The organism is Pseudovibrio sp. Alg231-02 (assembly GCF_900143565.1).
GTDB lineage: Bacteria > Pseudomonadota > Alphaproteobacteria > Rhizobiales > Stappiaceae > Pseudovibrio.
This window is the reverse complement of the sequence record NZ_FREX01000009.1, coordinates 12,755-24,842: the sequence shown is the minus strand read 5'-3', so window position 1 is coordinate 24,842 and position 12,088 is coordinate 12,755. Positions and strand designations below refer to the sequence as shown.

Genomic DNA, 12,088 nt, shown 5'->3' with positions numbered 1-12,088 from the left:
CTTATGGCATCAGGAGATTTTATGGAAAATCAAAACTTTGCTGCTGAAGATTTTGCAGCTCTGTTGGAAGAATCCTTTGCGACTTCCGACCTTTTTGAAGGCACCGTTGTAAAAGGCATCGTTGTTGCTATCGAAAAAGACCTCGCAGTCATCGACGTAGGTCTTAAGGTTGAAGGTCGCGTTCCTATGAAGGAATTCGGCGCTAAAGGCCGTGACGGCGAAATGGCCGTTGGCGATGAAGTAGAAGTTTACCTTGAGCGCGTTGAAAACGCGATGGGTGAAGCTGTTCTGTCCCGCGACAAAGCACGCCGCGAAGAAAGCTGGGTTCGCCTTGAAGTTGCTTTCGAAGCTGGTGAAAAAGTTACTGGTCAGATCTTCAACCAGGTTAAAGGTGGCTTCACCGTTGATCTGGACGGCGCAGTAGCATTCCTACCACGCTCTCAGGTCGACATCCGTCCAGTACGCGACGTTACTCCTCTGATGCACACTCCACAGCCTTTCCAGATCCTGAAAATGGACAAGCGCCGTGGTAACATCGTTGTGTCCCGTCGTACCGTTCTGGAAGAAACACGCGCTGAACAGCGTTCTGAACTCGTTCAGAGCCTGGAAGAAGGTCAGACCGTTGAGGGTGTTGTTAAGAACATCACCGACTACGGTGCATTCGTTGACCTTGGTGGCATCGATGGCCTCCTGCACGTTACCGACATTGCATGGCGTCGTATCAACCACCCAAGCGAAGTTCTGACAATCGGTCAGACCGTGAAGGTGCAGATCGTTCGTGTGAACCAGGAAACACACCGCATCAGCCTCGGCATGAAGCAGCTGGAAACAGATCCATGGGATGGCATCGAAGCCAAATACCCACTGGATTCCAAGTTCTCCGGTCGTGTTACCAACATCACCGACTACGGTGCATTCGTAGAACTGGAGCCAGGCATCGAAGGCCTGATCCACGTCTCCGAAATGTCCTGGACCAAAAAGAACGTACACCCAGGCAAAATCGTTTCTACTTCCCAGGAAGTTGAAGTGGTTATCCTTGAAGTGGACGCTTCCAAACGCCGTATCTCCCTGGGCCTCAAGCAGACTCTGCAGAACCCATGGGATGCATTCGCACAGCAGTACCCACTTAACGCCACCGTAGAAGGTGAAGTTAAGAACAAGACTGAATTCGGTCTGTTCATCGGTCTTGAAGGCGATGTTGACGGCATGGTTCACCTGTCCGATCTGGACTGGAACCGTCCGGGCGAGCAGGTCATCGAAGAGTACAAGAAGGGCGATGTTGTTAAAGCAGTCGTTCTTGACGTTGACGTTGAGAAAGAGCGTATCTCTCTCGGCATCAAACAGCTCGACGCTGATCCGTTTGAATCCGCTGGCGATGTTGTTCGTAAGGGCGCAATCGTTAAGTGTGAAGTGACTGAAATCAAAGACGGTGGTCTCGACGTTAAACTCGTAGACGGCGACCTCTCTGCATTCATCCGTCGCGCTGACTTGTCCCGTGAACGTGGTGAGCAGGATCCTACCCGCTTCAACGTTGGCGATGTGATCGAAGCTCGTATCACTCAGTTCGACAAGAAGACCCGCCGCGTTGGTGTATCCATCAAGGCACTTGAAATCGCTGAAGAAAAAGAAGCGGTTGCACAGTACGGTTCTTCTGACGCTTCCTCTTCTCTCGGCGACATCCTCGCTGCAGCTATGAAGAAGCAGAACGACGACGAATAAGATCTAGCAATAGATTTTGCGAGAAAGCCCGCTCATTTGAGCGGGCTTTTTTGTTGCGTTGATGAGTGCGTTCATTTGCGTTGTTTCGTATTCTTTTGCGCGCTTATGTCTGAAAAGAGCTTTGAAGCGTCTTGTTTCAGGGAGTTCTGCCTCTCGGCAGAGTTAGCCCCTGATCTTCTTCAGGGAGCTCATCAGGAATGCTCTCGGACCTTTTGGCATTGCGAGTACGATGCGCTTTGCTAAGGGGCGCAGGTTCTTGAGCCAGAGGCTGGCATAGAGCTGTCCTTTGAAGGAGAGCGGGCTGACGGCATCAAAGACGCTGGCGACCTGTGAGGTCCAAGTCATCTTGTAGCGGGAAGCTGGTTTTAGAAAATCGACTTTATCGATCCCAAGCGCAAAACACGCCTCGATGACGTCCATCTGGTGAAGTTTACCGGGACTGGATTGTTCGTAGTCCGGATTCCAATCAGCCATGTAAGCGGAATAGCAGCCTTCGAACAGAAAACCCCATTCGGTAGAGATTGGCAAATCACCATGCTTCAGCTCGAAAGCGATGAGTTCGCAGCCTTTGGCCGTGCCCTTACTTAATGACAGAAGGACGTTCTGCAAGCCATCACCTTCCAGCGCACGCGATGAGTAACCCATGGCTTCGACCCAGTTCTCTCGCCCGTTTAGAGTGCGTAGAAGCATGATTTCGAGTTCCGGGTCTTCCTGCCGGATCACGCGGTGCGAAAGGCCTGCTGACTTGTGGAGACGATTGCGTTGGTTGCGGATGGTTTTGCGGGAGCGGGCGGAGATGGACTTCAGATAGTCCTCAAAGCTATCCCACTGGTTCAGATCCAGCCATGGAGCGCCATCAGCCTCTCCGACCTCGGTAAAATGAGTGCTGGCGTACTCATAGAGTGCACCGCCCTCTCTGATCTGGCGGAGGTGGATGACATCTGCACCAGCCTTTTGAAGGTGTGGCTTCAGGTAATCCAATACGGCAGCAGGGTTATAGCCGGGAGTCAGCAGCATCTCTGAGTACTGCTGAAAAGGCTCTCCTAAACCAGTCAGTGCTTTCAGGGACTTTTGCTTTTCAATGCGCAGCGGCAGAACCGCGATCAGGCTTTGCTGGTCGTAGACAGCGAAGATTTTGGCTGATTGGACCGATGCAGGATTTTCAAGCATCGCCATGGTCCAGGCATAGCTTTGAAAGACCGGATTGCCTTTGGGGGCCCGCTCCAGCTGGTGCCATTTCTGCTGGAGTTCAGCGACCTCAACAGCAGACTGCAACACGCGCACAGACGGGTTTTGAAGTGCTTTTGTTGCAGAGCTCTGCTGCACAGAGGCGAGCTCGTCTGATGTGATAACATCTGCCTGCAACAAACTTCTCCCTTATCGATGCATAAAATGACTTTAACTAAAGCAGTTTGCGTATCTTTGTCCGAAAATCGGCGTCTACTTTTCGGCGATATGCTTGAAATGACTGAATCTCGTGGCTCTCGCCCTAGAGCACGTCGCGTTCATTCGCATTCACACACCGTGCTCTAAAATCTTTGTTAGAGCGAATTCTGGTCGTTTGATTGAATCTAATCAAACGGAACACGCTCTAACTCCTGATATTTATACATAGTTATTTTCAACCAGTTAAAAGTAGAAGTATTTTATAGAAATCTGAGCATTTGAATTTCTCACATTTCTGTCAGGGACCTCAGTTCTAGAAATATTGTCTCCTCCGCATGGTTTCTCTCAGGGTGATGACAAATCGTCACTTGATTTATTGCCCAGCAGAAAATGGAATAGTCCTGATTTAATTTAGGAGGGTTTCATGAGTGATTTGAAAGTTGCGCTGATTGTTGCTGGTGGCAGTGGTATGGGTGCTGCTGCTGCACGTAAGCTGGCAGAGGACGGTTATAAAGTCGCCATCCTCTCTTCCTCTGGCAAAGGCGAGAAGCTGGCTGAGGAACTTGGTGGTGTCGGTGTGACTGGCTCCAACCTTGAAACTGCGGACCTCCAGCGTCTTGTTGATGTTGCGATGGAAAAATGGGGCCGTATTGATACGGTTGTCAGCAGTGCTGGCCATGGGCCTAAAGGGCCGGTCCTTGAGCTCACCGATGAAGATTGGGCGAGAGGGATGGACTTCTATCTCATGAACGTGGTGCGCATCACCCGCATCGTTACCCCAATCATGGAAGCTCAGGGCAAGGGCAGCTTCGTCAATATTTCCACCTATGCCTTGTTTGAGCCCGAGGAGCTTTTCCCGACATCCGGCGTGTTCAGAGCTGGCCTTGCTGCTTTTACCAAGTTGTTCGCAGACAAGTATGCTTCCTCAAACATTCGCATGAACAACGTGCTGCCGGGCTTTATTGACAGCTTGCCAGAGAAGGAAGAACGTCGGGATCGCATTCCAATGGGGCGTTATGGCACCTCGCAGGAAGTGGCTGATCTGATTGCTTTCCTTGCCGGAGACACCTCCAGCTACATGACCGGACAAAATATCCGAATTGATGGCGGAATTACGCGCTCAATATAGGCTGGACAATTTTGCGAAGGCATCTGTCGCAATTTGCGGGATGCCCTTCTCTCTCGATTAATCGGAGAGATCTTAAACCTGCACGATCAGAAAGGGGCGGAAACGCCCCTTTTTTAACGCCACAACTCCTCCTCACCAGAAAGAAACAAAGCAAATTGTGTGATATGGAGCATTTACATGTGCTCAATTTTAATTAATGTAAATATTAATTCACTTTAATCAAAATAAACATAATAGATAAGCAATAGTAAATTGATGATAAGTTTTGATAACAACTTTTAATTTGCTATACACCACCTAAGATAGAGTCGTTTTTTGAAATTTTCTATTTCTGATTTCTATTTATCTTCAAGTAACATCTGTATATTACTTTACATGGCGAGCAAGAGAGTATCCCATTCTCTCAAACTCCACTGTGCTGTTTGTCTTGAAACATCGTTGAGGCCAATAACAAAAATAAGGTCCGGCAGCTTCAAGACTTCGGAATGCCCTAGCGGTCCGCCCGAAACCGCAGGGCTAACTGGAAACCCGTTTTACGCCGTCCTTGCAGCAATCGGCTTTGGGTTTCCAACAGCGCGCGGTGAACTATGCCCCTAGTTCTCGCGTCAAGAATTAAGATCACTGAACCTATCGGTTTTCAGAGCAATCGATAAAACAGTGGCCCAAAAAAGACGAAAAGTCCAACTGGCCCCATGGCCATACAGATCCCGTTCCGTTCTCAGCTCCCCCCCACCTCCTGATGAACGGAACGGATTTTTTATGCGATAAACATATGCTAGTTGCGACCATGCATTTATTTCGGGTATGACATTTCAAAAGGTGGCACTCCCCAGCCACGTCATTCAATCCGATAGGCAGCAAAAAACTAATGAAGAACTCTGCTAGCGAATGTCACGATATGACTCAGATCCGCGCAGAAATTGATCGTCTGGATTCCGAGCTGATTTCCCTGTTTGCAGAGCGCTGGACTTACATCACACGCGCCGCTGAAATCAAAAAACCAATTGGCCTGTCTGCCCGCATTGAAAGCCGGGTAGAGGAAGTTGCCAGCAACGTAAAAGCCCATGCCCGTGCGCATGGCCTGAATGCGCAGACCTATGAGACCATGTGGCGCGCACTGATGGAAAGTGCGATTGCGCACGAAGAAGACCTTATGGAAGCAGAGGAAAACGCAAAATAACATAGTATCGCCATTTTCTCTGGCATCTTAGTCGACTAGCATTACAACCAGAAATTTTCGGAGAATTAAGAGCCTACTTCCCCAAATTAACCGTTTGGCAGGGACAAAGCTTAATTTATGGTCGTGTTTTTACCGTCTGCAGAGAAAGAACACTTGGCTTATTCAAAAGCTTAGGTATTGTTTCCCTATAGTCGCTTAAATGAGTTTGACCGGGAAGACCCCATGAGTCTAGACAGTGACGTTCTTATTGATCGCAGACGCCTGAGACGTAAAGTTTCGTTCTGGCGCGTCGTTAGTTTTTTAGCACTTGCAGCTTTGCTGTTGTGGGGAGGCGCTGAGGCAACTGGCCTTGGTGAGCTTGCCCGTTCTGAAAAGCATATTGCTCGCATCGAAATCAACGGACCGATCACCTATGATCGCCGCCAGTTGGAGATGCTTGAAGCAATCGCAAAAGATGACACCGTGCAAGGCGTCATCGTCTCCATTAATTCTCCCGGTGGCACCACTTCCGGTGGTGAAGCGCTTTACAATGCGCTGCGCAAGATTGCTGAGAAGAAGCCTTTGACAGCGTCCATCACGACGCTTGGCGCTTCGGCTGCTTATCTTTCCGCAATTGCCAGTGATCACCTTGTTGCTCAATACACCTCTTTGACCGGATCTATCGGTGTTCTCTTCCAGTATGGCAATGCAAAAGGGTTGCTCGAGAAGATTGGCGTTGAAATGGATGCGATTAAAAGCGCACCATTGAAAGCTGAGCCAAACTTTTATGAGCCAGCCACGCCTGAAGTGAAGGAAACTTTGCAGGAACTGATTGACGATACCTATATGTGGTTCGTTGGACTTGTTGCAGAACGCAGAGGCCTTTCTAAAGAGCGTGCACTTCAGCTGGCGAACGGTCAGGTTTACACCGGGCACCAGGCAAAAGACCTTGAACTGATCGATGAGATTGGTGGCGAGCAGGCCGCGCATCAGTGGCTTATTGACGAAAAAGGACTTTCCAGTGATTTGGAAATAATCGACTGGAAACCAGAATCAGACGAGCGGTCACTCCCGTTCCCTGCAAATTTATTAGGCTTTTTGGGTAGTGAGAACCAGAATTTGGTCATCTCACTTCTCAAAACAGCAAAAAGTGTCGTAGATTCAAGCCTACCGCTTGACGGTCTCGTGTCTGTTTGGCAGGCTCCGGATGCGGCAACAGTCTCAGCACTTGGGGGGGCAAAGCATGATTAAATCGGAATTAGTACAGACTATTGCGGAGCGTAATCCGCATCTCTATCAACGCGATGTAGAGAATATCGTAAACGCCATTCTTGATGAAGTTACTGAAGCGCTGATGCGCGGTGACCGCGTCGAGCTGCGTGGCTTTGGTGCGTTCTCAGTAAAGAACCGCCCGGCACGTGTTGGACGCAATCCAAGAACTGGCCAAAAAGTTGAAGTTGGCGAAAAGTTCGTTCCGTTCTTCAAAACCGGCAAAGAAATGCGCGAACGACTGAACGACGGTACGGATCACGGCGAAGACGACTGATCCTGGAGTAATACATTGGCTCGTTTCCTTCGGAATTTGCTGCTTATACCTATAGCAGCTCTACTTGTTGTCCTTGCGGTTGCGAACCGGCATTCCACGCTGATTTCGCTTAACCCCTTTAACCCAGAGGACCCGATGTTGACGTTCAACATTCCGGTTTTCTGGTTGCTGTTTGGCGCTGTTGGACTGGGCGTGATGCTTGGCGGAGTGGCGACCTGGATGCGACAAGGACGGTTTCGTAAAGAGGCTCGTGTTCAACGACGCGAAGCGAACCAACTTAAACATGAAGCGGATTCACTGCGTAAGGTAGCGCAGGGTGACATTGCACCCGGCCTGCCTGCACCAGACCATAAAAAAGCAGCCTAACCGCTTTATTACTCTGCCCTGACGTTTAACACGGGGATTGCGAATGCGGATCATCACAGCTCAGGACATTGAGGGGGTGATGAGCTTTCGCGATCTTCTTGAGACGCTGAGACGTGCATTTCGTGTTGGTGTGGTGGCCCCTTCCCCGCACACACAAAGAATTGCACGTCCAACCGGCCTTGATGACGGCTCTCTCACCATCTCCTCTGCTTGGCATGACTTCGCCGCTCAAGACACTGTTGAGCGCGGGTTTATTGGCACGCGTCTGGAGAGTTGTCTTCCCACATCACTGGAGCATGACGCACCTGCTGTTGCTGGTGTGTATCTTTTGCAGTCTGGCAAAACGGGGACGCCGCTTGCGCTTCTGGATGGCAAAGCGCTCGTCAACTGGCGCACAGCTGCAACATCGGCGCTGGCCTCCTCTTATCTTTCGCGCGAAGACACTTCCCGTTTGCTGATGGTGGGTGCTGGAAACCTTGCACCTTATCTGATCGATGCGCATGCTTCTGTCCGCCCCATCAAGGAGGTTCTGGTCTGGAACCGAAGCCCTGCTGCTGCTCAACAGTTGGTGGAGCATATGCAGGGGCAACCTTTTAATGTTTCAGCGACAACGGATCTGGGCGGTGCTGTCAGAGGCGCAGATATTGTGTGCTGTGCGACGAGTGCGAACACGCCGATCATTCAAGGGGAATGGCTACAAGAGGGAACCCATCTGGATCTGGTTGGCTCCATGCATGCTGATCAGCGAGAATGCGATGATACGGCTATCTCGCAGGCGCGGTTGTTTCTGGACAGCTATGACAACACACCAACAACCGCTGGTGATCTCAAAGAGCCGCTCGCTGATGGCGTTCTGAACTTGCAGGACATTGCGTCTGATCTGGCGGAGTTGTGTCAGGGCGACCGGGCAGGCCGGCGCTTTTACGAACAAATCACGCTGTTTAAGTCAACGGGCACTGCTCTGGCTGATCTTGCCGTTGCCGGACACGTTTATCTGCGCGTTTAGAGCGTGTGGCGTGCAGGTGCGTTCGCACATGAAGCCCTAGTTCTTTATTGCGTGCGTAGTCTTGTCCGCAAATCGGCGCCACTTTTCAGGTTATGCTGTAGCTGAGGACCTTACTCCAGCTCGTCCATGTCTTTCTTCTTCGGGGGTGTGTAGCTGGGCAGGTGCCAGTCTTTTGTGATTGCACCACCGCGCAGTACCATGGCCATAGCAAAGCCAAGGGCTGCTGCAAGGTTGCTTTGTCCGCTTGCCATAAGCGTGACGGAGTAAGTGATCGCCCCAGCAAACGCAGCGGCCAGATAGATCTCTCTTTGCAGCAAGGCGGAGGGCTGGCCAGCAATGATATCGCGCAGGATTCCGCCAAATGTTGCCGATGCGACTCCCATCAGCACGGCCACCGCAGCATTGTCGCCAAGCGAGATCGCTTTCGCAGCGCCCATGACTGAGTAAGACGCGACCCCAACAGCATCCAGCCAGCGTAGCGGGCGGCCCCATGCTTCAACCTTATGGGCGTAAAACCACATGATGACAGAGACGATGAGGCAGACATAGAGGTAGCTCTCGTTCTCAACCCAGAACACAGGCACATCAAGAAGAGTATCGCGCAGAGTTCCGCCGCCAATTCCGGTCAGCGAGCAAAAGAACAAAAAAGCGATAAAATCCTGACGCAGACGTGCAGCCACCAAACCGCCAGTCACGGCGAAAACGGCCACTCCCAAAAAGTCCAGATACTGCCAGATCTCAGATTGCATCTACGTCATGCCCGCAAATTCGTTGGTTTCAAGTCTGGTGGTTTTAGCCAGCCATCTTAAAAAAGCAACCGAAGAACTACACTACTTCATTTGTGAGATTTAAATAGCCTTAGATCCTGTGAAGGGTTTGGGGACAGCGCCAAGAACTTCAAATCAGCCCTGCGTTTCTTGCAGAGCTTCTGGCATCCCCGCAACAAAAAACGGAGGCCGAATAGTGACCTCCGTTTTGAATTTATTTGAGAAACCCTCATTCAAGGATGATCCGGGCCAGGCCCTCCAGTTAAGCCAATCTAGACTGGCACAGCACAAAAGCGGTTACCTCGGTGATGCTGAAACTTGAAAGCTATCAAGCAAATTTTCAACGGGAGTCATCAAGCTTGAAGGATCATCTGGAAACAGATCTTTATCACCAGTAGCACTGTACACGACCTCTCCACGCAACCACTGGCACTGTAGCTTTCCAAAAAGAGGTTTACACAGTTTGGCGGGCCCAAGGGCATTTATACTAAATTGAAAATACAGAGCTCTTCCGATAGTGATTGTTTTTTGCCGGCTCTCATATAGAGGTGTCATATCAGGGAAAGAGACACGCACCTGAAAGAGATCACCTCCCGGACGGATACTTCCTCGGGATGGCGCGTATTGCCATGGGATTTCATATCTGGCTTTACCTATCCAATAAACCTGCTGAAAATCTGTTTCAACTCGAGGCAGAAATGGAGAAAGAGCTGCTAAGGCAAGTATCAAAAGCCCGCACTTATAGATGAAAGGTGCAAATGGCCGCCGCCATAACCAGATGGCGAACAATAAAACTGCAGCAAGAATTGGGATAAACACTGCATTTTGGCGCGGATAGAACAGTTTATCGCCGCGAGCCTGCATCGGAAAATAGGCTTCTATAACAACGTGATCTACAAATACCGGAGCTAGCCAGAACACAGCAGAGATAACTGCTAACCAGAAAAAGACAGGCCATTTCCACATAGATCACCAAAGATAAATATACATTCAACTACAACTATTTACATGCATCTTCGAAGCCCGATCAGATTGCAAGCAAGCCTTGCTTCCTTTGAGAGCTAAGAGATTTCCAATTGATCGGAGCCCTAGAGTAAAGTGGTCTGTCAGTAAGGCCAAGCAATAGCGTATACTTGAACCTTTTTTCAACTTTAGATTGCTTCACCTCCTCTGAATGCATAAGACAAAGCGCAGCACAAGGCAGGTGTCGAAATCTCCAAAAGCCAACAGTTGTGCCTAGAAATAATATAGTTATGAGAATAGCGAGTTGTATTATGGTTGCTCGAGTTATTGTTCCAATTGCGATTGCTTTCGCATTAACCGCCTGTTCAAGCAGTGCTGGTATTTCCAAAAAGAATCCTGATTACTTTGGTGCAAAAGAACGCGAAGGATCGCTTAGCGGCGTATATAACCCTGCAGGTTTTAGCTCTGCACAAGTTCGGAGGCTACTCGGTACTTTATGTCAGGGTGGACAGCTTGAAGGTTTTTCGGAAGCGCGTAGTGACGGTCTGGTCTCATGGAAGACAAACTGCGCGAACGGCATTCGTAGCGGAGTTGGCTTTGTGGAGTTTCAGCGCATAGATGGCAGCAGCGAAATTATGGTGGAGACAACTGGCTCCAACGGTAGCGGTAATCTTGTGTATACCCGCCAAAAAGTAAAGCTATAAAGCGGATTCTGACATAAAAACGGAGGCCGAATAGCGACCTCCGTTTTGAAATTCTTTGAGAAGCCCTCAGTGTTTTGAGGGCTTTGGTGTTTAGGCTTCTTTGTCTACTGTGGAGCCTGGCTCTGCTGCTTTGTCGGCAACTGGAGCGATTTTTGGGCCGCCTTTGGAGACGCCGACCATTGCAGGGCGCAGGACGCGCTCGCCGATGACGTAGCCAGCCTGAACAACCTGAACAACAGTGTTGTTTGGAACTTCTGTGTTCGGCACTTCAAACATCGCCTGATGGAAGTGCGGGTTGAACTTATCGCCTTCAGGTGAAAGACGCTTCACACCGTGTTTTTCCAGGTGGTTGAGCATTTCGCGCTCTACCATTTCAACGCCTTCAACCAGCGCCTTCAGGTTTTCGTCGTTTTCACGTGCGTCATCTGGCAATGCATCGATTGCACGGCCAAGGTTGTCATTGACCACCAGCATGTCACGCGCGAAGCCTGCGACTGCGTAGGCTTTGGCGTCTTTAACTTCTTTTTCAGTCCGACGGCGCAGGTTTTCCATTTCTGCCATGGTGCGCAAAGCGCGGTCTTTCAGGGCAGCATTTTCTTCTCTCAGCGCCTCGATTGGATCTACTTCCGCAGCAACTTCTGCCTGCTCGGCTCCATTCGCAGTTTCGTCAACCACAGCTTCCGGATTTACCTGCTCTTCTGCCTGCGGAGTTTTATTTTGATCGCTCATCGTCATCCCGTCTCTTAAAACTTGCTCTTTTTACCATGGAGCAAAGCACTGCAAGGGCTGCCCTAAGGCGCCCGCGCAAAAATCTATCCGGTCTTTATTTAGTCGCTGTTTGACAAAAACAAAAGACCTCCGGCCACTTCCATGACCGGAGATCCTCAGAATGCCCGATTTTACTCAGCATTTCGTTGCAGATACCCTCAAAATTAAGAGTACTGCTTGATCCAATCAGCAATTTTGCCCTTAGGCTGTGCGCCTACGAGGGTTGCAGCTGGCTGACCATCCTTGAACAGGATCATGGTTGGGATAGAGCGAACGCCGTAATTCATTGCGCTCTGCTGGTTGCTGTCGATATCCAACTTAGCAACTTTGACCTGACCAGCCATTTCCTCAGAGATTTCTTCCAGGGACGGCGCAATCATTTTACAAGGACCACACCAGGTCGCCCAGAAATCTACGAGAACAGGGGTCGAGCTCTGGAGTACTTCAGCTTCGAAGTTACCGTCTTCAACATTCACAGTGGCCATTTTTGCCTCTTTTCATAGTGCAGGTTGAGTCGCCCCAACTGAGCAAACTCTGTTGCCCTGAAAGTAAGAACGCAAGTGCCGAGCGTCAAG

Annotated in this window: 13 protein-coding genes; 8 read left to right on the top strand and 5 right to left on the bottom strand. The window is 50.0% G+C overall.

Going from position 1 to position 12,088, the window contains the following annotated elements:
- Positions 1-21 precede the first annotated feature (21 nt).
- Positions 22-1,719 (top strand): 30S ribosomal protein S1, encoded by a 1,698-nt coding sequence (gene rpsA, locus DHN43_RS20625; RefSeq protein ID WP_063286510.1) that lies wholly within the window; start codon positions 22-24, stop codon positions 1,717-1,719.
- A 162-nt stretch (positions 1,720-1,881) separates the two neighbouring features.
- On the opposite strand, the gene DHN43_RS20620 is transcribed toward rpsA, so the two are convergent.
- On the bottom strand, positions 1,882-3,084 hold the full coding sequence (locus DHN43_RS20620; protein ID WP_208995534.1) for a GNAT family N-acetyltransferase: 1,203 nt from the start codon (positions 3,082-3,084) through the stop codon (positions 1,882-1,884).
- A gap of 445 nt (positions 3,085-3,529) precedes the next feature.
- On the opposite strand from DHN43_RS20620, the gene DHN43_RS20615 reads away from it, so the two are divergent.
- From DHN43_RS20615 to DHN43_RS20590, 6 genes are all read left to right on the top strand, one after another.
- On the top strand, positions 3,530-4,234 hold the full coding sequence (locus tag DHN43_RS20615; protein WP_108819881.1) for an SDR family oxidoreductase: 705 nt from the start codon (positions 3,530-3,532) through the stop codon (positions 4,232-4,234).
- An 868-nt stretch (positions 4,235-5,102) separates the two neighbouring features.
- Positions 5,103-5,414: a chorismate mutase gene (locus DHN43_RS20610; protein WP_063286507.1), complete on the top strand. Its 312-nt coding sequence runs from the start codon at positions 5,103-5,105 to the stop codon at positions 5,412-5,414.
- 222 nt (positions 5,415-5,636) lie between these two features.
- On the top strand, positions 5,637-6,644 hold the full coding sequence (gene sppA / locus DHN43_RS20605) for a signal peptide peptidase SppA (RefSeq protein WP_057462716.1): 1,008 nt from the start codon (positions 5,637-5,639) through the stop codon (positions 6,642-6,644).
- Positions 6,637-6,939 (top strand): integration host factor subunit beta, encoded by a 303-nt coding sequence (locus tag DHN43_RS20600; protein WP_057462715.1) that lies wholly within the window; start codon positions 6,637-6,639, stop codon positions 6,937-6,939. The genes sppA and DHN43_RS20600 overlap by 8 nt, the downstream gene beginning before the upstream one ends.
- 15 nt (positions 6,940-6,954) lie before the next feature.
- Positions 6,955-7,305, top strand: coding sequence for a LapA family protein (locus DHN43_RS20595; RefSeq protein ID WP_208860017.1), 351 nt, complete (start codon positions 6,955-6,957; stop codon positions 7,303-7,305).
- 43 nt (positions 7,306-7,348) lie between these two features.
- Entirely contained in the window at positions 7,349-8,311 is a 963-nt protein-coding gene (locus DHN43_RS20590; protein ID WP_108819880.1) for an ornithine cyclodeaminase family protein, read from the top strand.
- Between the two features lie 110 nt (positions 8,312-8,421).
- On the opposite strand, the gene DHN43_RS20585 is transcribed toward DHN43_RS20590, so the two are convergent.
- Entirely contained in the window at positions 8,422-9,060 is a 639-nt protein-coding gene (locus tag DHN43_RS20585; protein ID WP_108819879.1) for a trimeric intracellular cation channel family protein, read from the bottom strand.
- A gap of 315 nt (positions 9,061-9,375) precedes the next feature.
- On the bottom strand, positions 9,376-10,044 hold the full coding sequence (locus DHN43_RS20580; protein WP_108819878.1) for a hypothetical protein: 669 nt from the start codon (positions 10,042-10,044) through the stop codon (positions 9,376-9,378).
- Positions 10,045-10,352: 308 nt separating this feature from the next.
- On the opposite strand from DHN43_RS20580, the gene DHN43_RS20575 reads away from it, so the two are divergent.
- Positions 10,353-10,745 carry a hypothetical protein gene (locus tag DHN43_RS20575; protein WP_057462710.1) on the top strand — a complete coding sequence of 131 codons (393 nt, stop codon included), beginning with the start codon at positions 10,353-10,355 and terminating at the stop codon, positions 10,743-10,745.
- Between the two features lie 90 nt (positions 10,746-10,835).
- On the opposite strand, the gene grpE is transcribed toward DHN43_RS20575, so the two are convergent.
- Together grpE and trxA are read right to left on the bottom strand one after the other, a co-directional pair.
- A complete protein-coding gene (grpE, locus tag DHN43_RS20570; RefSeq protein ID WP_057462754.1) occupies positions 10,836-11,474 on the bottom strand; it encodes a nucleotide exchange factor GrpE in 639 nt (212 codons plus the stop codon).
- Between the two features lie 203 nt (positions 11,475-11,677).
- Positions 11,678-11,998 (bottom strand): thioredoxin, encoded by a 321-nt coding sequence (trxA, locus tag DHN43_RS20565; protein WP_063286502.1) that lies wholly within the window; start codon positions 11,996-11,998, stop codon positions 11,678-11,680.
- Between the last annotated feature and the right edge of the window lie 90 nt (positions 11,999-12,088).

What these genes read in the sequence shown, in the direction of transcription:
- DHN43_RS20590 (WP_108819880.1), top strand. Translation starts at nt 7,349, where the DNA reads ATGCGGATCATCACAGCTCAGGACATTGAGGGGGTGATGAGCTTTCGC.
- trxA (WP_063286502.1), bottom strand. Translation starts at nt 11,998, where the DNA reads ATGGCCACTGTGAATGTTGAAGACGGTAACTTCGAAGCTGAAGTACTC.
- sppA (WP_057462716.1), top strand. Translation starts at nt 5,637, where the DNA reads ATGAGTCTAGACAGTGACGTTCTTATTGATCGCAGACGCCTGAGACGT.
- grpE (WP_057462754.1), bottom strand. Translation starts at nt 11,474, where the DNA reads ATGAGCGATCAAAATAAAACTCCGCAGGCAGAAGAGCAGGTAAATCCG.
- DHN43_RS20585 (WP_108819879.1), bottom strand. Translation starts at nt 9,060, where the DNA reads ATGCAATCTGAGATCTGGCAGTATCTGGACTTTTTGGGAGTGGCCGTT.
- DHN43_RS20600 (WP_057462715.1), top strand. Translation starts at nt 6,637, where the DNA reads ATGATTAAATCGGAATTAGTACAGACTATTGCGGAGCGTAATCCGCAT.
- DHN43_RS20575 (WP_057462710.1), top strand. Translation starts at nt 10,353, where the DNA reads ATGGTTGCTCGAGTTATTGTTCCAATTGCGATTGCTTTCGCATTAACC.
- DHN43_RS20610 (WP_063286507.1), top strand. Translation starts at nt 5,103, where the DNA reads ATGAAGAACTCTGCTAGCGAATGTCACGATATGACTCAGATCCGCGCA.
- DHN43_RS20615 (WP_108819881.1), top strand. Translation starts at nt 3,530, where the DNA reads ATGAGTGATTTGAAAGTTGCGCTGATTGTTGCTGGTGGCAGTGGTATG.
- DHN43_RS20580 (WP_108819878.1), bottom strand. Translation starts at nt 10,044, where the DNA reads ATGTGGAAATGGCCTGTCTTTTTCTGGTTAGCAGTTATCTCTGCTGTG.
- rpsA (WP_063286510.1), top strand. Translation starts at nt 22, where the DNA reads ATGGAAAATCAAAACTTTGCTGCTGAAGATTTTGCAGCTCTGTTGGAA.